The following is a 25,500-nucleotide window of genomic DNA, read 5'->3' on the forward strand; positions in this document are numbered from 1 at the left end:
GCCGCCTTTGCGCTTAGTCCAGCTTCGCGCCGGAGTCCTTGACGACCTTACCGTACTTGGCCAGCTCGGTCTTGACGAAGGCGCCGAACTGCTCGGGCGTGCTCGGTGCCGGCTCGGCCATCAGCGTGGCCATGCGGCTCTTGAGCTCGGGCGAGTTCAGGGCCTCGACGAAGGCGGCGTTGAGCTTGGCCGTGACATCGGCCGGCAGCTTGGCCGGGCCGAACAGGCCGAACCAGGTGTTGATGTCGAACTTGCTCAGACCCAGCGCGGCCGGGCTTTCGGCAATCGTCGCCAGCTCGGGCTGGGCCGAGGTGCGCTTGGCCGTGGTCACCGCGAGCGCCTTGAGCTTGCCCGACTTGATATTGGCCGAGGCGCTGGCCAGATTGTCGAAGTTCAGATCCACCTGACCCGACACCAGGGCCAGCTGGGCCGGGTTGCCGCCGGAGTAGGGGATATGCGTCATGAAGATGCCGGCCTGGGCCTTGAACATCTCGCCGGCGAGATGGCCGGCACTGCCATTGCCGCCCGAGCCGTAGTTCAGCTTGCCGGGGTTCTTCTTTGCATAGGCGACCAGATCGGCAACGCTGTTGATGCCGAGCCTCTGCGCGGCCTCGGCATTCATCACCAGCACATTGGGCACGCGCGCGACCAGGGTGATCGGCGTGAAGTCGCGGATCGGATCGTAGGGAATCTTGGCGAACAGCCAGGGGTTGATCGCATGGGTGGCGACCGCGCCCATCACGATGGTGTGGCCGTCCGGCGCGGCCTTGGCCGCCATGTCGGCGCCCAGATTGCCGCCGGCACCGGCCTTGTTCTCGACGACGATGACGCCCAGCTTGTCCTTGGCGCGCTCGGCCAGGCTGCGGGCGACGATGTCCAGCGGGCCGCCCGGGGCATAGGGCACGATCAGGCGGATCGGCTTGTTGGCCTGGGCCAGTGCCGGGCCTGCCGACAGCAGGCTGAAAGAAGCGCCAAGACCCGCCAGCAGCATGCGGCGGGTCTTGGAAGAGAGAGTAAGGCGGGAGGTGGTAGTCATCCCGCTAGCCTAGCAGCAGCGCTCTCCAGGTAAACCCGGATCAGGCGCTAAGCGCACGCCCGCTGCCGCCAGAGTGCGGCAGAGTTCACGCCGGGCGGACCAGCTTGGCACGGGCCCAGGCATCGGCCACGCGGGCGGGGGTCGAGTCCTCGCGCTTGACGCGCTCCAGCAGCTCGGTGACCCGGTCGGCGATTCTGCCGACCTCGGCCATCACGGCTGCTTCCTCGCCTTCGCCACGGTACTCGCGCGCCACGCTGATGATGCCGCCGGCATTGACCAGGTAGTCGGGCAGATAGGTGATGCCGCGTGCCTGCAGCGCGTCGCCGTCGGCCGCAGTGGCGAGCTGGTTGTTGGCGGCGCCGGCGATCAGGCGGGCACGCAAGGTCGGGATCGACTGCGCGTTCAGCGCCGCGCCCAGCGCATTGGGCGCCAGCACGTCCGCATCGGCGGCCAGGATGTCCTGCACCGCCAGGGCCTGGGCCCCGAAGCGCTCTTGCGCCCGGGCCACCTTGGCCGCATCGATATCGGCCACCAGCAGCTTGGCGCCGGCCTGGTGCAGGAACTCGGCCAGATGCCAGCCCACGGCGCCCAGGCCTTGCAGCGCCACGCGCACGCCTTCCAGCGATTCGCGGCCCAGCACCTGGCGGACGCCGGCGCGGATGGACACGAACACGCCCCAGGCCGTCTTCGGGCTCGGGTCGCCACCGAAGGCGCCTTCGCGCGGGATGCCGCTGACGAAGGAGGTCTGGCCCTGCATGCCGCGCATATCGGCGGTGGTGGTGCCGACGTCCTCGGCCGTGATGTAGGCGCCGTCCAGCGACTGCACCGCGCGGCCGAAGGCGGCGAACAGCGCGGCGCGATCAAAGTCGCCGGCCGGCTTGATGATGACGGCCTTGCCGCCGCCGAAGGGCAGGTCGGCCAGCGCGTTCTTCAGGCTCATGCCCTGCGACAGGCGCAGCGCGTCGTTCAGCGCGGCCAGCTCGCTGTCATAGGTCCAGAGGCGGCAGCCGCCGAAAGCCGGGCCGCGGGCGGTGCTGTGCACGGCCAGGATGGCTTTCAGCCCGGTCTGCGCATCGGCGGCCAGCAGCACGCGCTCATGCGGGGCTTGCTCGGGCAGGCCGAACAGCGAGGTGGGGATGGAGGAGGCGCCGGCGTCGGTGGAGAGGGCGCGGGCGATGTCGGTGATGGCGTTCATGGATGCACTCGTGATGCGGGGGAGATACGCGTCGGCGGGGCGCCAACGCGGCGACGGCCGAGCTTGTGGCTTGGCCGGTGCACGAGTGTAGGGGGCTTTGAACGCCGATCGGCTGCCGCCTGGGCATCAGGCCATGCGGCGGCGGCATGAATCCACGCCTCAGGGCCCCTGGAAGCCGCCGGCCCGCAGCGTCACGACCAAGGTGTCGCGCCAGCCGTTTTCCGCCGCCGGCTGGATCGGCGTGGTCTCGTGGATCACCCGCTCGTCGTCCAGCAGCAGCAGGGTCCAGGGTTCGGTCATCGTGAAGCGCTGGCCCTGCGGGCCCTGGGCTTCGAAGACGCGCGATTCGCCGCCCTTGATCTGCTGGCGCGCGACCAGGAAGACCGCGACCAGATCGACCCCGTCGCGATGCGCACCCTCGGGCGTCGGCCGGCCGATGCCGCTGGCGGTGTCGATGCGGAACTGATGGGCCTCGATGAACCAGGGTCGGGCGCCTTTCAGGCCCGAAGCAATATCGGCCAGGCCCAGCATCAGCCGGCCCCAGGCCGGCAGCGCCACGGCGGCCGGCGCCATCGGCTCGAACCAGCGCTCGATGCCGCCGTGCAGCGCGTTGTAGTCCAGCGGCTGCCAGTGGGCGCGATGCGGGGCCTGGGTCAAGGCGGGGCCGTCGGCGATGAAGCAGCTGTGGCGGCGGAAACGGTAGCTGCCGCCATCACGCAGATAGGCGTCCGGTGGCAGGTCATTCCAGAACGGGCTCAGCAGGGCCAGGTCTTGCGCGTCGACGGCCAGGCTGCGCTGCACCGTCGCCGGCGAGATCACCGCATGGCCCAGCTCCTTGAGCTGAGCCTCGAAACGATCACCAGCGACATAAGGGGGTTCGAACATCAGTGCTTGTCCGCTTCTGAGGTGAAGGAATCGGCATAGAACTCATCGGCGGGCAGCCCGCACTGCGCGACGAAATCGCGCTGCGCGGCATCGACCATCACCGGCGCGCCGCAGGCATAGACCTGGTAGGCCGAGAGGTCTGGCAAATCGCTCATCACGACCTGGTGGACGAAGCCGGTGCGCCCGGTCCAGCCGTCTTCGGGGCGGGGCTCGGACAGCACCGGCACATAAGTCAGATTCGGGATCTCGGCCGCGGCCTTCAAGGCCCAGTCATGCAGATAAAGATCGGCCTTGCTGCGGCAGCCCCAGTACAGCGTCGTCGGGCGGCCCAGGCCAAGATGCTGGATGCGCTCGATGATGGCCTTGATCGGCGCGAAGCCGGTGCCGCTGGCCAGTAGCACCATGGGCTTGTCCGAATCCTCGCGCAGGAAGAAGCTGCCGAACGGACCCTCCATGCGCAGGATGTCTTTCTCCTTCATCGCGCCGAACACATGGTCGGTGAACTTGCCGCCGGGCATGTGGCGGATGTGCAGTTCGATGGCGGGCGGGGTCCCCAGATTGTGCGGGGCATTGGCCATGCTGTAGCTGCGGCGTGCGCCGTCGCGCAGGATGAACTCGACGTATTGGCCGGCGTGGAACTGGAAGTTCTGCGTGGCCGGCAGTTGCAGACGCAGCACGGCCACATCGCCCGACGGCCGCTCCAGGCTCTGCACCCGGCTGGGTAGCTTCAGCACCGCGAACTCGCCGGCGCCGGGCACGGTGCGGGCTTCCAGCACGCAGTCGGTCTGCGGCGTCGCGCAGCAGGTCAGCACCATGCCGGCGGCCTCTTCGGCCTCGCTCAAGGTCTTGGGCTGGTGCGCGCCATGGATCACCCGGCCCTCCAGCAACTTGCTCTTGCAGGAGCCGCAGGCACCGTCCTTGCAGCCATAGGGCAGGCCCACGCCCTGGCGGATCGCGGCGCCCAGCAGGGTTTCGTCGCGCTCGACGGCAAAGACGCGGCCGCTGGGTTGTACGGTGACCTGGAAATTCATGATGTGCAGTGGGCTCCGGCAAAAAACACGGCCCGCCGCTCGCATGCGCAGGGCGGGCCTTAAACTCGGGCGCCATTTTGCCTGAGCCCACGCCATGCCTTCTTGCCCCATGCTCGCCGCCACCCGTCTGCTGATCGTTGGCTGTGGCGATGTCGGCATGCGGGTGCTCAAACTGCTGCAGGGGCGCTGGCCGGTGCTGGCCCTGACTTCCAATCCCGAGCGCCGTGCCGAGTTGCGTGCCGCCGGCGCCAGGCCCTTGCTGGGCAATCTGGACGAGCCCGCCAGCCTGGGCCGGCTGGCCGGGCTGGCGGACCGGGTCTTGCATCTGGCGCCGCCGCAGCCGCAGGGGCGCGACGATCTGCGCACCGCCGCGCTGCTGCAGGCCTTGGCACGTGGCCGGCCGCCGGCCTCCCTCGTCTACGCCAGCACCAGCGGCGTCTATGGCGACTGCGGCGGCGCGCGCTTTGATGAGAGCCGGCCGGTAGCACCCGGCACCGACCGGGCGCTGCGCCGCGTTGCAGCCGAGCGGCGGCTGCGCGTCTTCGGCGCCCAGTTCGGCAGCCATATCAGCCTGCTGCGCGTGCCCGGCATCTATGCGTCTGACCGCGAGGGCGGTCATCCACGCGAACGCCTGGCGCGTGGCAGCCCGGTGCTGCGGCGCGAGGAGGATGTCTACACCAACCACATCCATGCCGACGACCTGGCGCGTGCCTGCGTGGCGGCGCTGTTTCGCGGCCTGCCGCAGCGTGCCGTCCATGTCTGCGACGACAGCGAGCTGCGGATGGGGGACTATTTCGATCTGGCGGCCGATCTGTGCGGCATAAGCCGGCCGCCACGGGTCGCGCGGGCCGAGGCGGCCCGGCTGATGTCGCCGATGCAGCTGAGCTTCATGAGCGAATCGCGCCGGCTCATCAACACCCGTCTGAAGACCGAGCTGCGGTTGAAGCTGCGCTACCCGCAGCCGGCGCAAGGCCTGCTGGCCTAATGGCGATTAGCGGCGCCGCGCGCCGCGCCAGTACCGTATCAGCAGGTAGGCGCCCAGCATGCCGCCCAGATGGGCGAAGTGGGCGATGCCGCTGCCGCCGCCCAGGCCCATCAGCAGCTCCAGCGCGCCGAAGATCGCGACGAAGTACTTGGCCTTCATGGGGATAGGCGGGAACAGCGGCATGATGATGCGGTCCGGGAACAGCATGCCGAAGCTCAGCAGCAGGCCGAACAGCGCGCCCGAGGCGCCGACGGTGGGCGACATCGAGCCGATCAGCAGCGTGAAGATCAGCTGGGCCAGCGCGGCAGTCAGGATGCTGGCGGCCAGCATCTGGATATAGCGCTTGCTGCCCCAGACCCTCTCCAGCTCCGAGCCGAACATCCACAGGCCCAGCATATTGAAGAACAGATGCATCACATCGCCGTGCAGAAAGGCGTAGGTGAGCGGCTGCCAGGGCAGGAAGCGTCCGGTCTGTATCGGCCACAGCGCGAACAAGACCTCCAGCGACGGCGGCAGCAGAAGGAAGGCGCAGAACAGGCCCACACAGGCCAGCATGAAGGCTTTGGTAACCGGAGGCAGATGGGGCATGGTCGGGCGGGTGTCTCGGAAGTCGCTCTGACATTGCCGCGACGGGTCGGCGGCAGACGGGCGCTAGAGTGTATTCGCAGCGCAGCCGTGTCCCCGGGACCTCGCCGGCCGCTTGGCGGCGGACGCAAAAAAGCCCCGGCTCGCGGGGCTTGTGCTTCAACGGCGGGCTCTGTGATCTGGTGCCCCAAGCCGGACTCGAACCGGCACACCTTGCGGCGGGGGATTTTGAGTCCCCTGCGTCTACCGATTCCGCCATCGGGGCAGATCTCGAAGCTCGCGCTGCTGAAGGCCGTAATTGTGCCACACAAATTGGCCGCCCTCCGGCAATGGCGCTGGTTGGCTGCCACAATCGCCGCCATGACTAGCAAGCACTACCCCAGCCTTGAAGATGTGATCGGCAACACCCCTCTGGTGCGCTTGCAGCGCCTGGGCGCCGAGATGGCCGCGCGCGGCAATGTGATCCTGGCCAAGCTGGAGGGCAACAACCCGGCCGGCTCGGTCAAGGACCGGCCGGCCATCAGCATGATCCGGCGCGCCGAGGAGCGCGGCGACATCAAGCCTGGCGACACCCTGATCGAAGCGACCTCGGGCAATACCGGCATCGCGCTGGCGATGGCGGCGGCGATCCGCGGCTACCGCATGGTGCTGATCATGCCGGAGGACCTGTCGATCGAGCGCGCCCAGACGATGAAGGCCTTCGGCGCCGAGCTGATCCTGACGCCGCGCTCGGGCGGCATGGAGTACGCCCGCGATCTGGCCGAGAAGATGCAGGTCGAGGGCAAGGGCCGGGTGCTGGACCAGTTCGCCAACGAGGACAACCCGCGCATCCACTACGAGACCACCGGCCCTGAGCTGTGGCGCGACACCGGCGGCGAGATCACGCACTTCGTCAGCGCGATGGGCACGACCGGCACCATCACCGGCACCTCGAAATTCCTGAAGGAACAGAACCCGGCGGTGCGCATCATCGGTGCCCAGCCGGCCGAGGGCTCGCGCATTCCGGGCATACGCAAATGGCCCGAGGCCTATCTGCCCAAGATTTACAAACCCTCGGCTGTTGACGAGCTGGTGCTGGTCAGTCAGTCCGATGCCGAGGACATGGCGCGGCGCATGGCGCGCGAGGAGGGCCTGTTTGCCGGTATCTCGGCGGCCGGTGCCTGCTGGGTCGCGCTGCAGCTGGCGCGCACGCTGGAGAACGCCACCATCGTCTTCGTGGTCTGCGACCGCGGCGACCGCTATCTGTCGACCGGGGTGTTTCCGGCCTGAGCCCGCCAAGGCCAGGGCCTAGAATCGGACCTCAAAGGAAGCTATTGCCATGGACGCCCACAAAGAACTCGACACCCGCGGCCTGAACTGCCCGCTGCCCATTCTGAAGGCCAAGAAGGCCCTGGCCGAGATGGAGAGCGGCCAGCTGCTGAAGGTCGTTGCCACCGACCCCGGCTCGATGCGCGACTTCCAGGCCTTTGCACGCCAGACCGGCAACGAGCTGGTCGAGCAGTCCAGCCAGGCCGATGAATTCATCCATGTGCTGAAGCGCCGCTGACGCGGGCGCCGCATGAAAGCAAAGGGCCACGCTTGCGTGGCCCTTTTGCCGCGCGAAGCTCGGACTCAGATGTCCAGGCTTTGCAGATACTGGCGAAAGCCCGGGCCCAATTCCGGATGGGCCAGGGCCAGCTCGACATTGGCCTGCAGAAAGCCTTCCTTGCTGCCGCAGTCGTAGCGCTTGCCGTCATAGCGGTAGGCGAACACCTTCTCGCGGCGCAGCAGGCCGGCGATGCCATCGGTCAGCTGGATCTCGCCGCCGACGCCGCGTGGCTGGTTGGCGATCTCATGGAACACGCCGGGCGTCAGGATGTAGCGGCCGGCCACGCCCAGGCGCGAGGGCGCGTCGGCGGGGGCGGGCTTCTCGACGATGCGGCTGACATCCATCAGCTTGTCGTTGACCTGGGTGCCGGCGACAATGCCGTAGCGGCGCGTGTGTTCCTCGGGCACTTCCTGCACGGCCAAGATGGAGGCGCGCCACTCGGCATACTGCTCGACCATCTGGGCGAGCACCGGCGGCTGACCCACCATCAGGTCATCGGCCAGCAGCACCGCGAACGGCTCGTTGCCGACCAGGCGCTGTGCGCACAAGACCGCATGGCCCAGACCCAGGGCCTGGGCCTGGCGCACATAGATGCACTCCATATCGTCGGGCTTGACGCTGCGCACCACCTCGAGCAACTCCCGCTTACCCGCCTGTTCGAGGGCTACCTCGAGCTCGAAAGTCATGTCAAAGTGGTCTTCAATCGGGCGCTTGTGACGACCCGTGACAAAAATCATTTCCCGTACACCGGCGGCATAAGCCTCTTCAACGGCGTACTGGATGAGGGGCTTGTCCACCACCGGCAGCATTTCTTTGGGCTGCGCCTTGGTGGCGGGGAGGAACCGCGTGCCAAGACCTGCAACCGGGAAAATCGCTTTGGTCACCATCATTTCCGTACACTCTCCTATTGCTCGCGCGCATTGTGGCATGGGGCCTGGGTGTCAAATTTGGGATTGCAAGGGCCGCTAGTGTCATGAGTCTGCTGATCGTTGAGCCGCTGGAAGCCGAGGTCATGCAATGGCTGGCGGAGCGCCACGCCGTGATCTACGCGCCCGAGCTCGCGGCCGACATGCCGGGGCTGCGTGCCGCCCTGCACCAGGTGCAGGGGCTGGTGCTGCCGCCCCATGTGCCGCTGGATATCGCCTTGCTGCGCGCCGCGCCCAAGCTGCGCGTGGTCGGACGCATGAGCGCCGGGCTGGAAAATCTGGATACCGAGGCCTGCCGCAGCGCCGGCATCGAGGTGGTGCGCAGCATCACCGCGACCGCCAGTGCCGAGGCCGAGTTCGTCGTCGGCGCCTTGCTGGCCCTCTTGCGCCGGGTGCCGGTGCAGGCCAGCGACGGCATGCTGGTCGGCCGCGAGCTGGGTTGCGCCACGGTCGGCCTGATCGGCATGAGCCCGGCCACCCGCATGCTGGCCCAGTTGCTGCCGGCCTTCGGCACGCGGGTGATCGGCTACGACCCGAGCCTGCACCAGAGCGAGCCGCTATGGGCGCAATGGGGCATCGAGCCGCTGCCGCTGCGCGAGCTGATGGAGCGTAGCGACGCGGTCAGCGTGCAGCTGGCCTACTACCTGCGCTATCGCGGCCTGATCGGCGAGCGGGTGCTGGGTTTTGCCAAGCCCGGCCAGGTGCTGGTCAGCCTGGCCCATTCGGGCATCTTCGACGAGCAGGCCCTGGCCCAGGCCATGGGCAGCGGCCGCATCCTGGCGGCCTGGTTCGACAGCATGGAGCCCGGTGTGCTGGAGCCGGGCCGGCCCCTGCATGGCCTGCCGGGCCTGCAGGTGACGCCGCGCCTGGCCAGCACGACGCGCGAGTCGCGCGTGCGCGCCGCGTGGGGGGTGGCACGCCGCATGGACGAGATGCTGGCCGTGCCGCCGCAAGCGACGGCGGAGTTCCGGCCTACTTACCCAGCCGATCTGCCTGAGCCCGAAGCCGCGCCACGGTGGCGGTAAATTCGGCGATGCGCTGACGCTCCTGCTCGACCACCGAAGCCGGTGCCCGCGCGACAAAGCTCTCGTTGCCCAGCTTGGCCTGGGCCTTGACGATCTCGCCGTCCAGGCGGGCGATCTCCTTGGCCAGGCGGGCGCGTTCGGCCTCGACATCGATCTCCACATGCAGGGCCAGGCGCGCCTCGCCATGCACCAGCACCGGTGAGTTCTGGCTGGCGGCGGCGAAGGCGGCTTCGTCCGCCATGATGCGCACCTCGCTGAATTTGGCCAGCACCTTCAGGAAGGGAGCGGCCTCGGCGATGAAGCCGGTGTCGCCACCGACCAGCAGGGGCACGCGCTCACCCGACAGATTCATCTCGCTGCGCAGGCTGCGGCAGGTGCCGACCACGGCCTTGAGCTTGTCGACCCAGGCGATGGCCACCGCATCGATGCGCTCGGGCTGGGCCACCGGGTAGGCGGCGGTGACCAGATAGTCGCTGGACTTGCGGCCGGCGATCGGTGCCACCGTCTGCCACAGCTCCTCGGTGATGAAGGGCGTGATCGGGTGCAGCAGGCGCAGGATGGTCTCTAGCGTGCGGATCAGGGTGCGGCGGGTGGCGCGCTGTTGGCTCTCGTCGCCACGGTCCTTGGCCTCCTGGATCTGCACCTTGGCGATCTCCAGATACCAGTCGCAGTACTCATCCCAGACAAAGGAGTAGATCGCGTTGGCGACGTTGTCGAGGCGGTATTCGGCAAAGCCCTGGGCCACGGCGGCCTCGACCTTCTGCAGCTCGCTGCTGATCCAGCGGTCGGCTTGGCTGAAGCTCATATAGCCGGGCGGGCACTGACCCTTCTCGTGCGCGAGTCCGCAGTCCTGGCCTTCGCAGTTCATCAGCACGAAGCGGGTCGCATTCCACAGCTTGTTGCAGAAATTGCGGTAGCCCTCGCAGCGCTTGCTGTCGAAGTTGACGCTGCGGCCCAGCGTGGCCATCGCCGCGAAGGTGAAGCGCAGCGCGTCGGCACCGTAGCCGGGGATGCCCTCGGGGAATTCCTTCTCGGTGGCCTTGCGCACCTTGGGCGCGTTCTCGGGCTTGCGCAGGCCCTGGCTGCGCTTGTCCAGCAGCGGGGCCAGGGCGATGCCGTCGATCAGATCGACCGGATCCAGCACGTTCCCTTCCGATTTGCTCATCTTCTTGCCCTGCGCATCGAGCACCAGGCCGTGGATATAGACATGCTTGAACGGCACCTTGCCGGTGAAGTGCTTGGTCATCATGATCATCCGGGCGACCCAGAAGAAGATGATGTCGTAGCCGGTCACCAGCACGCTGCTGGGCAGGAACAGGTCCTGCTCCTGCGCGTTCAGCGTCGAGAAGGGCACCAGCGCCGACGAGTACCAGGTGTCCAGCACGTCCTCGTCGCGCTTGAGCGCGCCGGTGTAGCCAGCGGCCGCGGCCTTGGCGCGGGCCTCGTCCTCGCTGCGGGCGACGAAGATGCGGCCGTCGTCGGCATACCAGGCCGGAATCTGGTGGCCCCACCAGAGCTGGCGCGAGATGCACCAGTCCTGGATGTTTTTCATCCACTGGTTGTAGGTGTTGACCCAGTTCTCGGGCACGAACTTGACCTCGCCCGAGGACACCGCCTCGATGGCCTGCTCGGCAATGCTCTTGCCGCCGGCGCCGGGCTTGCTCATCGCGACGAACCACTGGTCGGTCAGCATGGGCTCGATCACCTGGCCGGTGCGGGCGCAGCGCGGCACCATCAGCTTGTGCTTCTTGACCTCGACCAGCAGGCCTTCGGCTTCCAGTTGCGCGACGATCTTCTTGCGCGCGACAAAGCGGTCCAGGCCGCGATAGGCCTCGGGCGCTGCATCGTTGACGGTGGCCTGCAGCGTGAAGATGGTCAGCATCTCCAGCTGGTGGCGCAGACCGACCTGGTAGTCGTTCGTGTCATGCGCCGGTGTGACCTTGACCACGCCGGTGCCGAAGGCCTTGTCCACATAGTCGTCGGCGATCACCGGAACCAGTCGGCCGGTGATGGGCAGGCGCACCTGGCGGCCGATCAGATGGGTGTAGCGCTCGTCCTCGGGGTGCACCATCACGGCGGTGTCGCCCAACATGGTTTCCGGCCGCGTGGTGGCCACCACCAGGCTCTCGTCGCTGCCCTCGATGGGGTAGCGGATATGCCAGAGCGAACCGTCCTCCTCCTCGCTCTCGACCTCCAGATCGGAGACGGCCGACTGCAGCACCGGATCCCAGCTGACCAGGCGCTTGCCGCGGTAGATCAGGCCTTCCTCATGCAGGCGCACAAAGGTGTCGGTCACGACCTCGGAGAGCTTCTCGTCCATCGTGAAGTACTCGTGGGCCCAGGACACCGAGTCGCCCATGCGGCGCATCTGGCGCGCGATGGTGTCGCCCGATTCCTGCTTCCACTCCCAGACCTTGGCGACGAAGTTCTTGCGGCCCAGGTCATGGCGGCTCTGGCCGCTGGCCTGCAGCTGGCGCTCGACGACGATCTGCGTCGCGATGCCTGCATGGTCTGTGCCGGGCACCCACAGCGTGTTGTGGCCCAGCATGCGGTGATAGCGCGTCAACGAGTCCATGATGGTCTGGTTGAAGGCGTGGCCCATGTGCAGGGTGCCGGTCACATTGGGCGGCGGCAGCTGGATGCTGAAGGATTCGCGGCTCGAGTCCAGGGTCGGGGCATACAGGCCCTGGCCTTCCCACAGGGGACCCCAATGGGCTTCAAGAGCGGCGGGTTCGAAGGACTTCGCGAGTTCGGTCATGTGGCATCGGGCGCCGACGGTCGTCGGGCGCAAGGTGTTGCTCGGGGAATGGAGCGCGATTGTAGGTGGCCCGTCTGCCTGCGGTGCCGCCTATCACAGAAGTGCGAATCCCGCGGTCGGGCAGGGCATGGCAAAGCCGTGTAATTTCCGTGCCTTGTCACTCCACCTCCAGAGCCCATGTCCATGTTGTCCTCCTCCTTGCAAGTCGGCGCGCTGACGCTGCCCAACCGCCTGCTGATGGCGCCGCTGACACGCACCCGTGCCAGTGCCGGCCATCTGCCCAATGCGCTGATGGCCGAGTACTACGCGCAGCGTGCCAGTGCCGGCCTGATCGTCACCGAATGCACCATGGTCGCGCCGCGCACCTCGGCCTTTGGCGCCGATCCCGGCATCTATGACGAGGCCCAGGCTCAGGCCTGGAAGCAGGTGGCCGATGCGGTCCATGCCAAGGGCGGCCGCATCTTCATGCAGATCTGGCACGCCGGCCGGGCGGCCCATCCGGGGCTCAACGACGGCGCCGAGACGGTCTCGGCCAGCGCCCTGGCCATCGAGGGTGAAGTGCACACGCCCACGGGCAAGCAAGCCCATGTGACGCCGCGCGCGCTGCGCGCCGATGAAATTCCGGGACTGGTCCGGGCCTATGCCGAGGCCGCGCGTCGCGCGGTGGCCGCGGGCTTCGACGGCGTCGAGGTGCATGGCGCCAACGGCTATCTGATCGACCAGTTCCTGCGCGATGGCTCGAACCAGCGCGATGACGCCTATGGCGGCTCGCTGGCCCATCGCGCCCGCTTCTTGTTCGAGGTGCTGGAGGCTGTCTGCGCCGCGATCGGTTCGCAGCGCGTCGGCCTGCGCCTGTCGCCGCTGAACAGCTACAACAGCATGAAGGACAGTGACCCGCTGGCGCTGACCGCCTATCTGGCCGAGCAGCTCAACCGTTTCGATCTGGCCTATCTGCACCTGATGCGGGCCGACTTCTTTGGCCTTCAAAAGGCCGATGTGGTTCCGGTCGCGCGCCAGCACTACAAGGGTGTTCTGGTCGGCAATATGGGCTATAGCGCCGAGGAGGCGCAGCGCGCGATCGAGGCGGGGCAGCTCGACGCGGTGGCCTTCGGCACCGGCTTCCTGGCCAACCCCGACCTGCCGCAGCGCGTGGCTGCCGGCGCGGCCTGGAATGCGCCGGACCCCAGCACCTTCTACACCCCGGGTGCGAAGGGCTACACGGACTATCCGACGCTCTGACGGCTAGATGAACAGGTGCTCGCCGGCGTTGTGGCTGCGCCGAAACGCCGGCGTGAGACGGGTCATTACATGAAGAGATGCTCGCCGGCGTTTTCGCCTCCGAGCACCACATAGTTCACCTTGCGCAGATCCGCCAGGGTCTTGCCGCCGGAGTAGGACACCGAGCTCTGCACGTCTTCCAGCATCTCGCGCACCGTGTCGGCCAGCTTGCCCTTGACCGGCTCGAGGATGCGCTTGCCCTCGACATGCTTGTACTCGCCCTTGTTGAAGTCCGAGGCCGAGCCGTAGTACTCCTTGTAGAGCTTGCCGTCGACCTCGACGGTGTTGCCGGGCGACTCCTCATGGCCGGCGAACAGCGAGCCGATCATGACCATCGAAGCGCCGAAGCGCACGCTCTTGGCGATATCGCCATGGTGGCGGATGCCGCCGTCGGCGACGATGGGCTTGGTCGCGACGCGGGCACACCATTTCAGGGCCGAGAGCTGCCAGCCACCGGTGCCGAAGCCGGTCTTCAACCGCGTGATGCAGACCTTGCCGGGGCCGATGCCCACCTTGGTGGCATCGGCGCCCCAGTTCTCCAGATCGATCACACCCTCGGGCGTGCCGACATTGCCGGCGATCACAAAGGTGCTGGGCAGCTTCTGCTTGATATAGGCAATCATGCGCTGCACGCTGTCGGCATGGCCGTGGGCGATGTCTATCGTGATGTAGTCGGCGCCGACGCCCTCGGCCGCCAGGCGGTCGATCACCGCATAGTCGGCCGGCTTGACGCCAGAGCTGACCGAGACGAACAGGCCCTTGTCGCGCATGCGCTTGGCGTACTCGACATTGTCGAGATCGAAGCGGTGCATCACATAGAAGTAGCCGTTGGCGGCCAGCCATTCGGTGATGTTCTCGTCCACCACCGTCTTCATATTGGCCGGCACCACCGGCAGCTTGAAGCGGCGCGGGCCGAATTCCACCGAGGTGTCGCATTCGCTGCGGCTCTCCACGCGGCATTTGCGCGGCAGCAGCAGGATGTTGTCGTAGTCAAAGATTTCCATGGTCCAGGATCGCAAGTGTCGGGGTGCGTTCGTGCAGTGCACCACCTGGGCTGCGAGCGCTTGACTTGGGACCGGTTGCCGCCGCGAGACCATTCAGCGTGGAATGGTGCGAAGACAAAAAACCGGACACCAAAATTTGGGCCCGGTGACTGATTCTACGCGGGTTCTCCTGTTTGGGGCGGGGTAAGTCCTCTTTGCCCCGCAATGGGGCGGCTCGCTACACTTGCGCCCCCGCCAAGGAAATCATATGAGCGAAGCAGTCGTCATCAGCGGCACCGGCCTGTACCGGCCGCCGCACACCATCAGCAATGCCGAACTGGTCGAGGCTTTCAACCGCTATGCGGACCTGCAGAACGCCCAGCATGCCTCGGAAATTGCCGCCGGCACGCGGGCCGCGCTGACCCATTCCAGCGTCGAGTTCATCGAGAAGGCCTCGGGCATCAAGCAGCGCTATGTGATCGAGAAGTCCGGCGTGCTGGACCCGACCCGCATGTACCCGCGCTTCGAGGAGCGCCCCGACGACCAGCTCTCGCTGATGGCCGAGATCGCTGTCGATGCCGCCCGCCAGGCCACGGCGGCCGCCGGCAAGCAGGGCCACCAGATCGATGCGGTGCTGTGTGCTGCCGCCAATATGCAGCGCGCCTATCCGGCGATGGCCATCGAGATCCAGCAGGCCATCGGTGCCGGCGGCTACGGCTTCGACATGAATGTGGCCTGCTCCTCGGCCACCTTCGCGATCGAGCAGGCCGCCAATGCGGTGCGCGCCGGCACGGCCCGCTGCGTGCTGGTGGTCAACCCCGAGATCACCTCGGCCCATCTGGAATGGCGCGACCGCGACTGCCACTTCATCTTCGGCGATGTCTGCACCGCCGTGATTGTCGAGCGCGCCGACACCGCCACCTCGGCCGAGCAATGGGAGATTCTCGGGACCAAGCTGGCGACCCAGTTCTCCAGCAATATCCGCAACAACTTCGGTTTCCTGAACCGCAGCGAGGACAGCGACCCGCTGGCCCGCGACAAGACCTTCCAGCAGGAAGGCCGCAAGGTGTTCAAGGAGGTCGTGCCGCTGGCCGCCGCCCATATCGAAGGTCATCTGGCGGCGCTGGGCCATCAGCCCGCAGCGGTGCGCCGCTTCTGGCTGCACCAGGCCAATCTGGGCATGAACCAGCTGGTGATCAAGAAACTGGTCGGCCAGGACCTGGCCGGCGCAGGCTCGGATGTGGCGCCGCTGATCCTCGATGAGTACGCCAACACGGCATCGGCCGGCTCCATCATCGCCTTCCATGCGCACCGCACGGATCTCGCGCGTGGCGATGTCGGCGTGATCTGCTCCTTCGGGGCCGGCTATTCGATCGGCAGCGTGATCGTCAAGAAGCGCTGAGTCTGGGCCCTGGCGCTCATGCGCCCCTATCATCGCCCGCATGAACATCCTCATTCTTGGCGGTACCCAGTTCGTCGGGCGCGCACTGGCCGAGGCGGCGCTGGCCGCCGGCCATCGGCTCACGCTGTTCAATCGCGGCCGTAGCGGCACCGGCCTGTTCCCGCAGGCCCAGCACCTTCGTGGCGACCGCGGCGGCGACATCTCCGCGCTGGCCCGGGGAGAATGGGACGCGGTGATCGACAGCTGCGGCTACCTGCCGCGCGAGGTCGAGGCCACGGCTTCCTTGCTCAAGGGCAGGGTGGGGCGCTATCTCTACATCTCCAGCGTCTCGGCCTATGCCAGCTTTGCCCAGCCCAATGACGAGGGCTCGGCGCTCGGGCGCCTAGCCGATCCCGACACCGAGGTGGTCGACGGGGCGAGCTACGGTCCGCTGAAGGCCGCCTGCGAGATGCGCCTGCGCCAGCATTTCAACGAGCAGGCGCTGGTGCTGAGGCCCGGCCTGATCGTCGGGCCGCATGACCCGACCCAGCGTTTCAGCTATTGGCCGGCGCGCGTCGCCCAGGCCCAGGACGGCGAGCCGCTGCTGGTGCCGGGCCAGCCGGGCGATGCCTTGCAGTTCATCGATGCACGCGATCTGGCTGCATTTGCGCTGAGCCTGCTGGCGCAGGGCCGGGCCGGGACCTTCAATGCGGTGGCCGCGCCCGGGCAATGGACCCGGGGCGAACTGATGGCGGCCTGCGCGGCGGCCGCCGGCGTCAGGCCCCGCTGGGTCTGGGCCGAGGATCAGCGCCTGCTGGATCTGGGCGTCAAGTCCTGGATTGAGCTGCCGCTGTGGCTGCCGCAGACCGGCGATCACATGAGCTTCATGGAGTGCGACAACCGCGCCGCGCTGCGCGCCGGACTGACGATAAGGCCGCTGGCCGAGACGGTGGCCGATACGCTGGCCTGGTGGCGCGCCTTGCCGGCCGAGGCTCAGGTCTTCAGTAAGGCCGGTGTGCGTCCTGATCGTGAGCAGGCGTTGCTGCACGCCCTGGCGTCGGCGGGAGGCTGAGCGGCGGCGGCATCAGCGCCGACGAGGCCGGCAGGCCCGGCTGAGTCGGTATGGGCCCCGGATTCAAGGGCTCCAGGCTTTTCAGACCGGCGCCGCCGGCGAACTCCTCGAACACCCAGTCGCCGTCCTGCCACAGCAGGCCGCCGACCGGTGCCGGCTCCTTGACGGGTACGCCCTTGAGCGCCTCGGCCATCAGCTCGACCCAGGCCGGCAGCGCCAGGCCGCCGCCGCTTTCGCGCTCTCCCAGGCTGCGCGGCTGGTCATAGCCCATCCAGACCACGGCCGCCAGGCTGGGATGGAAGCCGGCGAACCAGGCATCGACCGCGTCATTGGTGGTGCCGGTCTTGCCATAGACATCGCCGCGCCTCAGCTGGGTCGAGGCGCGCGCGGCCGTGCCGCTGCGCGTGACCTCCTGCAGCAGGCTGTTCATCACGAAGGCGTTGCGCGCCGAGATCGCGCGGTTCTCCTCGCTGGCCGTCTCGGTGGGGGCCTCGAACAAGACCTGACCCTTGGCGTCGACGATGCGCGCGATCACGGTCGGTTTGAGCAGATGGCCGCCGTTGGCGAACACCGCATAGGCACTGGCCATCTGCAGCGGCGTGGCCGCGCCCGAACCCAGGGCCAGGGTCAGGTTGTCGGGCTGCTTGTCGGCATCCAGGCCGAAGCGGGCGGCCCAGGCGCGCGCGGTCGGCGGCGTGACTTGCTGCATCAGCCGTATCGTCACCATATTCTTCGAGCGCGCCAGCGCCTGGCGCACCGTCATCGGGCCGTCGAACTGGTTGTCGGAGTTCTTCGGCTCCCAGTCACCGATCGCGATCGGCGCATCCTCGACCAGGGTGGCCGGGCTGACGCCTTGTTCCAGCGCGGCCGAGTAGACCAAGGGCTTGAAGGCCGAGCCCGGCTGGCGCCAGGCCTGGGTCGCATGGTTGAACTGGTTCTTCGCGAAGTCGAAGCCGCCGACCAGGGCCCGCACCCGGCCGGTACCGGGCTCCAGCGCCACCAGGGCGCCCTCGGCCTCGGGTTGCTGAGTGATCTGCCAGGCCCCCTTGGCGTCGGCCTTGCTGGGCGGGCCGCGCAGCACGCGGATGATGGCGCCGGGGCGCAGCTTCAGCTCGGCCTTGGCCTTGGCGCTCAGTCCCGACTGGGCGCCGCGCAGACCGTCGCCGCTGATCACGATGTCCTCGCCGCTTTGCAGGCTGGCCGAGACCTTGGCCGGCGCGATGGCGGTGATCACGGCGGCGCGCAGATCGTCCTGGTCGGGGTGTTCGGCCAGCGCCTCGGTGATGGCGGCGTCCCACAGCGCGGGCTTGTCGGGCAGTGCGACAAAGCCCTCGGGGCCGCGATAGGGCTTGCGCCGCTCGTAGTCCATCAGGCTGCGGCGCAGGCCGCGGTAGGCGGCGGCCTGTTCGTTCGACTCCAGCGTGGTGTAGACCGACAGGCCCAGGGTGTAGGCCTCGTCGCCATACTGCGCATGGACCTGCTGGCGCGCCATCTCGGCGACGAACTCGGCATGCAGGCGCGGGTCGCTGGCCGAGCGGATAGTCAGGGTCTCGGCCTTGGCGGCCTCCAACTGGGCCTGGTCGATGACACCGAGTTCTTCCATGCGATGCAGCACCACCTGCTGGCGGCTCTGGGCGCGGGCGAAGTTGTTGACCGGGTTGGCATAGATCGGATTCTTCGGCAGGCCGGCCAGCATCGCGGTTTCGGCCAGCGACAAGTCTTGCAGACTCTTGCCGAAATAGATGCGCGCGGCGGCCTCGAAACCATAGGCCCGCTGACCCAGATAGATCTGGTTCATATAGACCTCGAGAATCTTCTCCTTGCTCAGCGCCGACTCGATGCGCATCGTCAGCAGGGCCTCGATGAACTTGCGGCTGTAGGTCTTCTTCTTGGTCAGATAGAGATCGCGGGCCAGCTGCTGGGTGATCGTCGAGCCGCCCTGGCTGCGCGGGTTGAACAGATTGCTGATGAAGGCGCGCGCGATGCCGCGGTAGGACAGGCCGCCGTGCTCGTAGAAGTCCGGGTCCTCGATGGCCAGCAGCGCGTCCTGCATGGGCTTGGGGATCTGCTCCAGCGGCAGATAGCGGCGCCGCTCGGCGCCGAACTCGCCGATCTGCACACCGTCCGCCGTGTAGACGCGCAGCGGCTGCTTGGGCTGGTAGTCGAGCAGGTTGCCGATATCCGGCAGGTTCGGATAGACCAGGGCGGCGGCCATCGCCAGCAACAGGACCAGCAGGGCCAAGCCAGCGCCCGCGATCAGCAGAAGGCGGCGCCAGTGGCCCCGGAAAAACTCGGTGAGCAGACTCAACAATGCAGGCATCCGTCGCTTGGAGGAGCGGCGATTATCGCCAGGGCCTGGTGTTAGGCCCGGGCCGGCCCCGGTCCGGCTATCGGTTATCGTGCCGGCCATGCATGAGTTTTCCTTCTTCTGGCACGACTACGAGACCTTTGGCCGCGTGCCCCGCCGTGACCGCCCGGCCCAGTTCGCCGGCGTGCGCACCGATGCCGATCTCAATGAGATCGGCGAGCCGCTGATGCTGTACTGCCAGCCGGCGCCGGACTTTCTGCCCGAACCCGAGGCCTGTCTGCTGACCGGCATCCTGCCGCAGACCTGCGTCGAGCAGGGCCGGCCCGAGCATGAGTTCGCCGCGGCGATCGAGGCCGAGCTGGCCGCACCGGGCACCGTGGGCGTGGGCTACAACACGATACGCTTTGACGACGAGGTGACCCGCCATCTGTTCTGGCGCAATCTGATCGACCCCTATGCCCGAGAGTGGCAGAACGGCTGCGGCCGCTGGGACCTGCTGGACGTGGTGCGCTGCGCCTATGCGCTGCGGCCCGAGGGCCTGCAATGGCCCACGCACGAGGACGGCCGGCCCTCGTTCAAGCTCGAGCACCTGACCGTCGCCAACGGCCTGGCACACGAGGCCGCGCACGATGCGCTCTCGGATGTGCGCGCCACCATCGCCTTGGCTCGGCTGGTCAAGACGGCCCAGCCCAAGCTGTTCGAGTTCTGCCTGAAGCTGCACAAGAAGGACGCGGTCTGGGCCGAGATCGGCATAGGCAAGCCCTTCCTGCACATCTCCGGCATGTATGGCCCCGAGCGTGGCTGCATCGCGCTGGTCTGGCCGCTGGCGCCGCATCCCAGCAACAAGAACGAGCTGATCGTCTGGGATCTGGCGGTTGATCCTGCCGAGCTGCTGACGCTGAACGCCGCGGCGATCCGCGAGCGCCTGTTCACCAAGCAGGATGAGCTGCCCGAGGGCGTGGCCCGGCTGCCGATCAAGACCATCCATGTCAACAAGTCGCCGGTCGTGATCGGCAATCTGAAGACCTTGTCGCCGGCCATGGCCCAGCGCTGGGGTCTGGACATGGCGCAGGGCCTGGCCCATGCCGAAAAGCTGGCCACGCAGGGCCGGCTGCTGGACGGGCTGTGGGGCGAGGTGTTCGCGCGCCCGGCACCGGCAGGCCCGCCCGATGTCGACGAAGACCTGTACGGCGGCTTCGTCGGCAACGAGGATCGGCGCCTGCTGCAGCGCCTGCGCGAGCTGAGCCCCGAGCGGCTGGCCGAGCGGGTGGCGCAGGGCAAGACCGTATTTGCCGATGCGCGGCTGGACGAGCTGTTGTTCCGCTATCGCGCTCGCAACTTCCCGGCCAGCTTGGACGAGGCGGAGCGCGAGCGCTGGGAGGCGCATCGCGCGGCGCGCCTGCATGCAGGCGAGGGCGGCGGGTTGAGCCTGCAGGCCTTCTTCGAGCGGGTCGACCAGCTCAGTGAGGCGGCCGACGAGCGCGGCCAGGACATTCTGGGCGCGCTCTACGACTACGCGGAGCAGATTGCCCCGGAGGCTTGAATGAGGAGCGCGATATGGGGAAGACAGCTTGGATGGGGGCCTTGCTGATGGCTGCGGCCCTGCAGGCGCAGGCTCAGCCGGATCTGGCGCAGGCGCGTGCCCAGGTCTGGGCGGCCGAATGCGCGTTTGCGCGCAGCATGGCCCAGCGCGATCTGGCGGCCTTTGCCAGCCACCTGTCGGCGCAGGCGCTGTTCTTCAATGGTCCCGAGGTACTGCGTGGCAGCGCGGCCGTGCTGGCCGGCTGGACGGGCTTCTTCGATGCGCCGACGGCACCGTTTTCCTGGGCGCCCGACCAGGTCGAGGTGCTGGCCGACGGCAGCTTGGCCTATTCGACCGGCCTGGTGCGCAACCCTCAGGGCGAGGCCATCGTGCGCTTCAACTCGGTCTGGCGCCAGGAGGCGCCCGGCCAGTGGCGGGTGGTGCTGGACAAGGGCTCCCCACTGAGCACGACCGACCGCGCCGCGGCCGGTGCTTCCTCGGCCGCCGGCTGCCCACCCTGAGGCGTTTGGACCGGCATTGGGGCGCCGCGCCGAAATGCCTGGCGAACTCCCGCCAGTTCGGGGTTTCCGGCGGGGCGCAAACGCGTTACACCTGCGATAGTCGCGGTGTGTGGTGCGCCCGGCACCTAGGAGATCTCGATGCAAGACCCAGCAAATCCGCCCGTGGATGGCAGCTCCAACGATGTGATCGCCGCGCGCATGCGTGCGCTGCTGGTGCGCGCACCGATGGCGGTGGGCTTTGTGCAGGGGGCGCGCTTCGAGGTGGTCAGCGAGTATTTCAACCATTTGTTCGGCCATGGCGACGAGACCGATCTGAGCGGCCAGGCCACCCGGTCGGTCCATGTCTCGGACGGGGCCCACAGCGGCGTCTTCGAGCGCATGGCGCAGGCCTTTGCGGCCGGGCGTCCGCTGGACGAAGAGATCGAGTATGTGCGCCAGGACGGCTCGCGTTTCTGGGGCCGCTTGCAAGCCACGCCGGTGCACTGGGACGTACCGGCCGGCGAAGCGCTGTGGGTGATCGACGATGTGACGGCCGCGCGCCAGCTGCGCATGCAGCCGACCTGGACCGCCAAGCATGACGCGCTGACCGAGTTGGCGAACCGACGCGAGTTCGAGCGCCGTCTGGCCGAGCATGTCGGCAGCCGCCGCCATGAGCCGGTCTCGGTGTTGTGGATCGATGTCGACAAGTTCCAGGAGGTGCTGACCAGCATGGGCAGCGAGGTGGCCGACCATTTCCTCTACGGGCTGGGCCAGATGCTGGTGACCAAGGTGCGCGCCTCCGACCTGGTAGCGCGGCTGGAGACCGACCATTTCGCGGTGCTGCTGCCTGATTGCGATCAGCACTACGCCCAGATCGTGGCCGAGAAGATCCGCTCGGCGATCGCCGCTTACCGGCTGCGCTGGGGCCTGCACCGCACCCGCGTCAAGGCCTGCGTCGGCGTGGTGCAGCTGCAGCCCAATCTGGAGACGGTCGAGTCGGTGATCGGCGCCGCCACGCTGGCCTGCGCCGAGGCCAAGGCCTCGGGCGGTGACAGCGTGCGGGTGTTTGTCTCGAACGGCGGCTTCGAGGAGCTGGCGGGCTGATCCCCTGTGGGGCGGCGGCCCGCCTGCGGCCGCTTACATCCAGTTCACGCCGTAGTAGTCATAGACCTTGCGGCCGTATTCGTCGGTGTACTCCGGCGCGTCGGACTGCGCATAGCGGGGCGCGCTCTCGAGCTGGTCCTTCTGCAGAGGGACGACATAGCCGTCCAGCGCGGTGTCGTACTTCAGCAGGCTCCAGGGCAGCGGGTAGCGATCGGTGCCTATGCCCATGAAGCCGCCGAACTCCAGCGAGGCATAGCGGACCATGCCGGAGCGCTTGTCAATCATCAGGTCGTCGATGGAGCCGAGCTTGTCGCCGTTGGGGTTGTAGACGGCCGTGCCTTCGACCTTGTCCGAGGAAATCACCGGATTGCTGTTGATGCTCATCATGAGCCTCCTTGCTGTGGGTGGTGGCCATCGACACCATGTCTTGCGGCCCGAGACCCAACTATTGATCCTCAGCCGGCAGGTCACCATCGGCGCTGCGCCAACGGCGAGGTAGGACCCGGCCTACGACCCGCGCTTGTTGCAGCTGCTTACCGTGCTCGCAAGCGCATACAAGGCCGGCAACAAGCTTTACCTGGTTTCACAGTCGGCCTGTCGGCGCGCACGTCTCGCGGCTCGTTGGGTGGTGGCGGCGGCATCCAGTTCGGATCCTTGCCTGTCATCAGAGGAGTCCATGCTCATGAAGAACAGAAACACGGTGATTGCGAGTCTCGGTCTTGTCGGCCTGCTGTGCGCTGGCGCTGCTGCGGCGCGGGAGCCGGATGTGCGCTGGTCGGTCACGATTGGCAGCCAGGGCCATGCGCCGGTCTATGTCCAGCCCCGCCCGGTCTATATCGAGCCGGTCTACCCCTCGCGGCACTATCACTCGCGGCACTATCAGGAGCCGAGGCGCTGGGATCGCGATGGTGACGGCATCCCCAACCGCCGTGACCGGCTCTACAACCCAGCCTGGGATCGTGATGGCGATGGCGTTCCCAATCGCTATGACCGCTATGACGATCGACGCGGCTACTGGAGGCGCTGAATCTGCGGTGCTGCCCTGTGGCAAGCTTCATCATCGCTTAAGACGCGCTTAATAAAGCCTTTGCATCATGCGACACCGTTACGCCAAAGATGGCGACGGACCTGACACAGCGCCCGCGGCGCGATCTCTGGAGTCGAGATGCAAGAAGCAACAGGTATTCAAGTCCTGGTCGCGCCGGCGCGGCTGGCGCAACAACTGACCCTGCTGGCGCTGGTGGCCTTGTGCAATCCCTACACGCTGTTCGGTCGTGATGACGGGCAGTACTGGGCGGCGGCCTTCGTGCTGCCGCTGGCGCTGGCGGCGACTTACCGCGGGCTGCATGCGCTGGCCGCCGCCGCCGGGCTGGGTCGGCGCCCGGCCATGCCCTTCATCCCGCTGAGCGCGATGCTGCAGCTGCTGTCACTGCTGGTTCAGTGGGTGGATGTCTAAGCCGGCTGCCTGAGCCAGGTGCTGGTCCTCAGACCAGGCCTTGCTTGCTGGCCAGCACCGCCGCTTCGGCGCGGCTGGAGACATTGAGCTTCTTGTAGATGGACTTGATGTGGTCGTTGACGGTAAACCACTTGATGCCCATCAAATTGGCGATTTCCTTGATCGTGAAACCCTTGCTCAGATAGGTCAGCACCTCGTTCTCGCGCGGGGTCAGGCGCTCCCATTCGGGCGGCGGGTCCAGCACGACGCCTCGACCGCTGGGCGGCGCGGCGCTGGAGGACAGCGGGCTGAAGCCCGAGTTCAGCGCCGAGTTCAGGCTCATCGGGCCGCTGTCGCCACTGGAGCCGGGCCGGAAATGCGAAAGCAGACGGCGCGCGATCGCCGGTGACAGCGGCGGCTGGCCGCGCACGATGCGCTGCAACTCCTCGACCAGCACCTCGAAACGGTCTTCCTTCAGCAAATAGCCATCAGCCCCGCATTGCAGGGCCGGGAAGAGGTGGTCGTCGTCGGAGTACAAGGTCGTGACGACCTTGACCGACGGCGTGCCGGCCAGCTCGGCCAGGAACTCCATGCCATTGCCGTCCGGCAACTCCAGATCGACCAGGATCAGCTTGAAACCGATCTCGGGGCTCTCCTGCGCCACGCGGGCGACATGGCGTCGCGCGCCCTCGAGATCGCCGGCTTCGGTGATCTCCATTGCATCGCTGAAACTCTCTCGGACGACGCGGCACAGAAAACTGCGCGCGACGGGGTTGTCTTCAATAATCAGGACTTTGACTGCCATGGTGTGAGGCTCCGCTCGACCGGCATCCTAGCGCACAACCGAGACCGCGCATGCCCCGCGAAAGCAGGGCACGCGTAGCGAGATGTTGCGGCAGCGCTTCGCTGCGACTCAGGGCTGGCTCAGCACCACCTTGCCGACCACCTGGCGGCTGCTCATGCGGGCGAACGCGGCGGGCAAGTCCGTCATGGGCAGCACGGAGTCCAGCACCGGCTTGATCTTGCCCTGGGCGTACCAGCCGGCCAACTGAGCCAGCATCGCGGCATTGCGCTGCGGCTCCCGCTTGGCGAACTCGCCCCAGAACACGCCGACGATGGAAGCCCCCTTCAAGAGCGCGAGGTTCAGCGGCAGCGCCGGGATCTGACCCTGCGCGAAGCCGACCACCAGATAGCGGCCCCGCCAGGCGATCGAGCGGAACACCGGCTCGGCCAGATCGCCGCCGACCGGGTCGTAGACCACGTCGGGCCCTATGCCCTCGGTCAATGCCTTGATGTCCTCGCGCAGCGTGCCTCGGCTGTAGTTGATCGCGGCATCGGCCCCGATCTCGAGGCAGCGCGCGCATTTCTCGTCGGACGAGGCTGCTGCGATCACCCGCGCGCCCGCCGCCTTGGCGATCTGGATCGCGGCCGTGCCAACCCCGCCGGCCGCTCCCAGTATCAGCACCGTCTCGCCGGGCTGCAGCGCGGCGCGGTCGATCAGCGCATGGTGGCTGGTGGCATAGGTGCAGATGAAAGCGGCCGCATCCTCGAAGGCAAAGCCCGGCGGCAGCGGCATCGCCAGCGCGGCCGGGATGCAGGCATGGCTGGCAAAGCCGCCTGTGCCGGCAAACGCGGCCACCGCATCGCCGGGCTTGAAACCCTTGACGTCGTCGCCCACCGCGTCGACGACACCGGCGAACTCGGTGCCCGGCACAAAGGGCAGCGGCGGCTTCATCTGATATTTGCCCTGCACGATCAACAGGTCCGGGAAGTTCAGGCTCGCGGCCTTGATCGCTACGCGGATCTGGCCGGGGCCGGGCTCGGCGGTCGGCATTTCTCTCCAGCGCAGGGCCTCGACGCCCACGGGGTTTTCGCACAGCCAGGCTTGCATGGGTTGGACTCC

Annotated in this window: 24 protein-coding genes and 1 tRNA gene; 12 read left to right on the plus strand and 13 right to left on the minus strand. The window is 67.5% G+C overall.

Features of this window, described 5'->3' with window-relative positions:
- Positions 1 to 13: 13 nt before the first annotated feature.
- The 4 genes from O5M90_RS28300 to O5M90_RS28315 form a co-directional block, all read right to left on the minus strand.
- Positions 14 to 1,036, minus strand: a complete 1,023-nt coding sequence (locus O5M90_RS28300; protein ID WP_440402497.1) for a Bug family tripartite tricarboxylate transporter substrate binding protein — start codon at positions 1,034 to 1,036, stop codon at positions 14 to 16.
- 85 nt (positions 1,037 to 1,121) lie between these two features.
- On the minus strand, positions 1,122 to 2,231 hold the full coding sequence (locus O5M90_RS28305; RefSeq protein WP_269840684.1) for a Leu/Phe/Val dehydrogenase: 1,110 nt from the start codon (positions 2,229 to 2,231) through the stop codon (positions 1,122 to 1,124).
- Positions 2,232 to 2,390: 159 nt separating this feature from the next.
- Positions 2,391 to 3,116: a 2OG-Fe dioxygenase family protein gene (locus O5M90_RS28310; RefSeq protein ID WP_269840683.1), complete on the minus strand. Its 726-nt coding sequence runs from the start codon at positions 3,114 to 3,116 to the stop codon at positions 2,391 to 2,393.
- Positions 3,116 to 4,147, minus strand: a complete 1,032-nt coding sequence (locus O5M90_RS28315; RefSeq protein ID WP_269840682.1) for a CDP-6-deoxy-delta-3,4-glucoseen reductase — start codon at positions 4,145 to 4,147, stop codon at positions 3,116 to 3,118. The genes O5M90_RS28310 and O5M90_RS28315 overlap by 1 nt, the downstream gene beginning before the upstream one ends.
- A gap of 94 nt (positions 4,148 to 4,241) precedes the next feature.
- On the opposite strand from O5M90_RS28315, the gene O5M90_RS28320 reads away from it, so the two are divergent.
- Positions 4,242 to 5,132, plus strand: coding sequence for an NAD-dependent epimerase/dehydratase family protein (locus tag O5M90_RS28320; RefSeq protein ID WP_269840681.1), 891 nt, complete (start codon positions 4,242 to 4,244; stop codon positions 5,130 to 5,132).
- A 6-nt stretch (positions 5,133 to 5,138) separates the two neighbouring features.
- On the opposite strand, the gene O5M90_RS28325 is transcribed toward O5M90_RS28320, so the two are convergent.
- Entirely contained in the window at positions 5,139 to 5,720 is a 582-nt protein-coding gene (locus tag O5M90_RS28325; protein ID WP_137945553.1) for a rhomboid family intramembrane serine protease, read from the minus strand.
- Between the two features lie 177 nt (positions 5,721 to 5,897).
- Positions 5,898 to 5,982 (minus strand) — tRNA-Leu (locus O5M90_RS28330).
- Between the two features lie 95 nt (positions 5,983 to 6,077).
- Here O5M90_RS28330 and cysM point away from each other — a divergent pair.
- Both cysM and O5M90_RS28340 read left to right on the plus strand, forming a co-directional pair.
- On the plus strand, positions 6,078 to 6,986 hold the full coding sequence (gene cysM / locus O5M90_RS28335) for a cysteine synthase CysM (protein WP_262973804.1): 909 nt from the start codon (positions 6,078 to 6,080) through the stop codon (positions 6,984 to 6,986).
- A gap of 49 nt (positions 6,987 to 7,035) precedes the next feature.
- Positions 7,036 to 7,263, plus strand: coding sequence for a sulfurtransferase TusA family protein (locus tag O5M90_RS28340; RefSeq protein WP_137945555.1), 228 nt, complete (start codon positions 7,036 to 7,038; stop codon positions 7,261 to 7,263).
- A gap of 65 nt (positions 7,264 to 7,328) precedes the next feature.
- Here O5M90_RS28340 and galU read toward each other — a convergent pair whose 3' ends face one another.
- On the minus strand, positions 7,329 to 8,195 hold the full coding sequence (galU, locus tag O5M90_RS28345; protein ID WP_137945556.1) for a UTP--glucose-1-phosphate uridylyltransferase GalU: 867 nt from the start codon (positions 8,193 to 8,195) through the stop codon (positions 7,329 to 7,331).
- Between the two features lie 83 nt (positions 8,196 to 8,278).
- Here galU and O5M90_RS28350 point away from each other — a divergent pair, with 83 nt between their 5' ends.
- Positions 8,279 to 9,256 carry an NAD(P)-dependent oxidoreductase gene (locus O5M90_RS28350; protein WP_269840680.1) on the plus strand — a complete coding sequence of 326 codons (978 nt, stop codon included), beginning with the start codon at positions 8,279 to 8,281 and terminating at the stop codon, positions 9,254 to 9,256.
- Here the strand turns inward: O5M90_RS28350 and O5M90_RS28355 are convergent.
- Positions 9,204 to 12,014: a valine--tRNA ligase gene (locus O5M90_RS28355; RefSeq protein WP_269840679.1), complete on the minus strand. Its 2,811-nt coding sequence runs from the start codon at positions 12,012 to 12,014 to the stop codon at positions 9,204 to 9,206. The two genes, O5M90_RS28350 and O5M90_RS28355, sit on opposite strands and share 53 nt — an antisense overlap.
- Before the next feature lie 183 nt (positions 12,015 to 12,197).
- Between O5M90_RS28355 and O5M90_RS28360 the strand changes: the two genes are divergently transcribed.
- On the plus strand, positions 12,198 to 13,253 hold the full coding sequence (locus tag O5M90_RS28360) for an alkene reductase (protein WP_269841087.1): 1,056 nt from the start codon (positions 12,198 to 12,200) through the stop codon (positions 13,251 to 13,253).
- Between the two features lie 65 nt (positions 13,254 to 13,318).
- On the opposite strand, the gene O5M90_RS28365 is transcribed toward O5M90_RS28360, so the two are convergent.
- Positions 13,319 to 14,296 carry a GMP reductase gene (locus O5M90_RS28365; RefSeq protein WP_137945560.1) on the minus strand — a complete coding sequence of 326 codons (978 nt, stop codon included), beginning with the start codon at positions 14,294 to 14,296 and terminating at the stop codon, positions 13,319 to 13,321.
- A 247-nt stretch (positions 14,297 to 14,543) separates the two neighbouring features.
- Here O5M90_RS28365 and O5M90_RS28370 point away from each other — a divergent pair, with 247 nt between their 5' ends.
- Positions 14,544 to 15,677 carry a beta-ketoacyl-ACP synthase III gene (locus O5M90_RS28370; RefSeq protein ID WP_269840678.1) on the plus strand — a complete coding sequence of 378 codons (1,134 nt, stop codon included), beginning with the start codon at positions 14,544 to 14,546 and terminating at the stop codon, positions 15,675 to 15,677.
- Between the two features lie 40 nt (positions 15,678 to 15,717).
- On the plus strand, positions 15,718 to 16,728 hold the full coding sequence (locus tag O5M90_RS28375; protein ID WP_269840677.1) for an NAD-dependent epimerase/dehydratase family protein: 1,011 nt from the start codon (positions 15,718 to 15,720) through the stop codon (positions 16,726 to 16,728).
- Here O5M90_RS28375 and O5M90_RS28380 read toward each other — a convergent pair.
- Complete coding sequence (locus tag O5M90_RS28380) at positions 16,658 to 19,138, minus strand: penicillin-binding protein 1A (RefSeq protein ID WP_440402498.1); 2,481 nt, start codon at positions 19,136 to 19,138, stop codon at positions 16,658 to 16,660. The genes O5M90_RS28375 and O5M90_RS28380 overlap by 71 nt on opposite strands.
- Here O5M90_RS28380 and sbcB point away from each other — a divergent pair.
- The 3 genes from sbcB to O5M90_RS28395 all read left to right on the plus strand — a co-directional run bounded on the left by sbcB (position 19,137) and on the right by O5M90_RS28395 (position 22,162).
- Positions 19,137 to 20,579 (plus strand): exodeoxyribonuclease I, encoded by a 1,443-nt coding sequence (gene sbcB / locus O5M90_RS28385; RefSeq protein WP_269840675.1) that lies wholly within the window; start codon positions 19,137 to 19,139, stop codon positions 20,577 to 20,579. The two genes, O5M90_RS28380 and sbcB, sit on opposite strands and share 2 nt — an antisense overlap.
- Before the next feature lie 14 nt (positions 20,580 to 20,593).
- Positions 20,594 to 21,079, plus strand: a complete 486-nt coding sequence (locus tag O5M90_RS28390; RefSeq protein ID WP_269840674.1) for a YybH family protein — start codon at positions 20,594 to 20,596, stop codon at positions 21,077 to 21,079.
- A gap of 138 nt (positions 21,080 to 21,217) precedes the next feature.
- Positions 21,218 to 22,162, plus strand: a complete 945-nt coding sequence (locus O5M90_RS28395; RefSeq protein WP_137945565.1) for a GGDEF domain-containing protein — start codon at positions 21,218 to 21,220, stop codon at positions 22,160 to 22,162.
- Between the two features lie 33 nt (positions 22,163 to 22,195).
- Here O5M90_RS28395 and O5M90_RS28400 read toward each other — a convergent pair whose 3' ends face one another.
- Entirely contained in the window at positions 22,196 to 22,546 is a 351-nt protein-coding gene (locus O5M90_RS28400; RefSeq protein WP_440402499.1) for a PRC-barrel domain-containing protein, read from the minus strand.
- Between the two features lie 298 nt (positions 22,547 to 22,844).
- Here O5M90_RS28400 and O5M90_RS28405 point away from each other — a divergent pair, with 298 nt between their 5' ends.
- Together O5M90_RS28405 and O5M90_RS28410 are read left to right on the plus strand one after the other, a co-directional pair.
- Positions 22,845 to 23,189 carry a hypothetical protein gene (locus O5M90_RS28405; RefSeq protein ID WP_269840673.1) on the plus strand — a complete coding sequence of 115 codons (345 nt, stop codon included), beginning with the start codon at positions 22,845 to 22,847 and terminating at the stop codon, positions 23,187 to 23,189.
- Between the two features lie 138 nt (positions 23,190 to 23,327).
- Positions 23,328 to 23,618 carry a hypothetical protein gene (locus tag O5M90_RS28410; protein ID WP_262973795.1) on the plus strand — a complete coding sequence of 97 codons (291 nt, stop codon included), beginning with the start codon at positions 23,328 to 23,330 and terminating at the stop codon, positions 23,616 to 23,618.
- A 28-nt stretch (positions 23,619 to 23,646) separates the two neighbouring features.
- On the opposite strand, the gene O5M90_RS28415 is transcribed toward O5M90_RS28410, so the two are convergent.
- Positions 23,647 to 24,402, minus strand: a complete 756-nt coding sequence (locus O5M90_RS28415) for a LuxR C-terminal-related transcriptional regulator (RefSeq protein WP_137945569.1) — start codon at positions 24,400 to 24,402, stop codon at positions 23,647 to 23,649.
- A gap of 108 nt (positions 24,403 to 24,510) precedes the next feature.
- Positions 24,511 to 25,488: an NADPH:quinone oxidoreductase family protein gene (locus O5M90_RS28420; protein WP_269840672.1), complete on the minus strand. Its 978-nt coding sequence runs from the start codon at positions 25,486 to 25,488 to the stop codon at positions 24,511 to 24,513.
- Between the last annotated feature and the right edge of the window lie 12 nt (positions 25,489 to 25,500).

This window comes from Paucibacter sp. M5-1, from assembly GCF_027498415.2.
Classification (GTDB): Bacteria; Pseudomonadota; Gammaproteobacteria; order Burkholderiales; family Burkholderiaceae_C; genus Roseateles_E.

Coding starts and splice junctions, on each gene's coding strand:
- cysM (WP_262973804.1), top strand. CDS start 6,078: ATGACTAGCAAGCACTACCCCAGCCTTGAAGATGTGATCGGCAACACC.
- O5M90_RS28360 (WP_269841087.1), top strand. CDS start 12,198: ATGTTGTCCTCCTCCTTGCAAGTCGGCGCGCTGACGCTGCCCAACCGC.
- O5M90_RS28340 (WP_137945555.1), top strand. CDS start 7,036: ATGGACGCCCACAAAGAACTCGACACCCGCGGCCTGAACTGCCCGCTG.
- O5M90_RS28395 (WP_137945565.1), top strand. CDS start 21,218: ATGCAAGACCCAGCAAATCCGCCCGTGGATGGCAGCTCCAACGATGTG.
- O5M90_RS28365 (WP_137945560.1), bottom strand. CDS start 14,296: ATGGAAATCTTTGACTACGACAACATCCTGCTGCTGCCGCGCAAATGC.
- sbcB (WP_269840675.1), top strand. CDS start 19,137: ATGCATGAGTTTTCCTTCTTCTGGCACGACTACGAGACCTTTGGCCGC.
- O5M90_RS28405 (WP_269840673.1), top strand. CDS start 22,845: ATGAAGAACAGAAACACGGTGATTGCGAGTCTCGGTCTTGTCGGCCTG.
- O5M90_RS28350 (WP_269840680.1), top strand. CDS start 8,279: ATGAGTCTGCTGATCGTTGAGCCGCTGGAAGCCGAGGTCATGCAATGG.
- galU (WP_137945556.1), bottom strand. CDS start 8,195: ATGATGGTGACCAAAGCGATTTTCCCGGTTGCAGGTCTTGGCACGCGG.
- O5M90_RS28390 (WP_269840674.1), top strand. CDS start 20,594: ATGGGGAAGACAGCTTGGATGGGGGCCTTGCTGATGGCTGCGGCCCTG.
- O5M90_RS28375 (WP_269840677.1), top strand. CDS start 15,718: ATGAACATCCTCATTCTTGGCGGTACCCAGTTCGTCGGGCGCGCACTG.
- O5M90_RS28410 (WP_262973795.1), top strand. CDS start 23,328: ATGCAAGAAGCAACAGGTATTCAAGTCCTGGTCGCGCCGGCGCGGCTG.
- O5M90_RS28305 (WP_269840684.1), bottom strand. CDS start 2,231: ATGAACGCCATCACCGACATCGCCCGCGCCCTCTCCACCGACGCCGGC.
- O5M90_RS28380 (WP_440402498.1), bottom strand. CDS start 19,138: ATGGCCGGCACGATAACCGATAGCCGGACCGGGGCCGGCCCGGGCCTA.
- O5M90_RS28355 (WP_269840679.1), bottom strand. CDS start 12,014: ATGACCGAACTCGCGAAGTCCTTCGAACCCGCCGCTCTTGAAGCCCAT.
- O5M90_RS28325 (WP_137945553.1), bottom strand. CDS start 5,720: ATGCCCCATCTGCCTCCGGTTACCAAAGCCTTCATGCTGGCCTGTGTG.
- O5M90_RS28420 (WP_269840672.1), bottom strand. CDS start 25,488: ATGCAAGCCTGGCTGTGCGAAAACCCCGTGGGCGTCGAGGCCCTGCGC.
- O5M90_RS28400 (WP_440402499.1), bottom strand. CDS start 22,546: ATGAGCATCAACAGCAATCCGGTGATTTCCTCGGACAAGGTCGAAGGC.
- O5M90_RS28315 (WP_269840682.1), bottom strand. CDS start 4,147: ATGAATTTCCAGGTCACCGTACAACCCAGCGGCCGCGTCTTTGCCGTC.
- O5M90_RS28310 (WP_269840683.1), bottom strand. CDS start 3,116: ATGTTCGAACCCCCTTATGTCGCTGGTGATCGTTTCGAGGCTCAGCTC.
- O5M90_RS28370 (WP_269840678.1), top strand. CDS start 14,544: ATGAGCGAAGCAGTCGTCATCAGCGGCACCGGCCTGTACCGGCCGCCG.
- O5M90_RS28320 (WP_269840681.1), top strand. CDS start 4,242: ATGCCTTCTTGCCCCATGCTCGCCGCCACCCGTCTGCTGATCGTTGGC.
- O5M90_RS28415 (WP_137945569.1), bottom strand. CDS start 24,402: ATGGCAGTCAAAGTCCTGATTATTGAAGACAACCCCGTCGCGCGCAGT.
- O5M90_RS28300 (WP_440402497.1), bottom strand. CDS start 1,036: ATGACTACCACCTCCCGCCTTACTCTCTCTTCCAAGACCCGCCGCATG.